The organism is Cohnella luojiensis (genome assembly GCF_004564235.1).
GTDB classification, from domain to species: domain Bacteria; phylum Bacillota; class Bacilli; order Paenibacillales; family Paenibacillaceae; genus Cohnella; species Cohnella luojiensis.
Genome location: NZ_SOMN01000110.1, coordinates 1 through 728, shown reverse-complemented (window position 1 = coordinate 728; position 728 = coordinate 1). Strand labels below are relative to the sequence as shown.

General features: G+C 51.5%; 1 protein-coding gene. It reads left to right on the top strand.

All coding sequences use genetic code 11. The annotated features are described in order from the left end of the window. Window positions 1-728: hypothetical protein (locus E2980_RS23955; RefSeq protein ID WP_205700029.1), on the top strand; the 728-nt coding region annotated here is incomplete at both ends.

The window sequence follows — 728 nt, the reverse complement described above, 5'->3', positions numbered from 1 at the left end:
GGTTACGTAACGGCGGTAAAATATCCGAACGGAACGGTAACTTCCGTCGATTACAAACCGGGCCATCTGATCGATACGCAAAAGACGACCCGCGCAGATGAGGCATTGCATGCCAGCGCGTATAATTACAATGCGCGTGAATTTATTACCGACGTTCAAGAACAAAACGGATCTTCCGGTTATGTCTACAATGACCGGGAGCAGCTGCAGCGGGTGGAAACGGTAGACGGTGACGTAATCCTGTATGAATACGACGGCGCTGGTAACCGGACTGTCCGCAAAGCTGTTATTCAAGGAACGGTAGAGGACAAGAACCAAGTTATCACGACGGAAGAGCTCGTTCAGAAGGTGCTTGAATCGTTCGGGGTAAAGCCGGGCAAATCGTCCAATCCGGGCAACGGTGCACCTTCCTGCGAACCGAATGGGAACGGCAAAGGCAATGGGAACGATAATGGAAATGGAAATGGCAACAGTAATAACAATGGTAATGGCAATGGTAATGGCAATGGCAATGGTAAAACCGGCGCATCCGGCGAAGTTCATATTTCCTCGAACGGCAATGGTGGAGGAAACGGTGGCGGCAATGGAGGCGGAAATGGCAGCTCCGGTGGTAATGGAAATAGTGGAGGCAACGATAGCTCCGGCGGTAACGGCAATAGTAACGGTAATGGAAATGGAAACTCCGGCGGAAACGGTAACGGCGGAGGGAACGATGGCAATGGCAATGG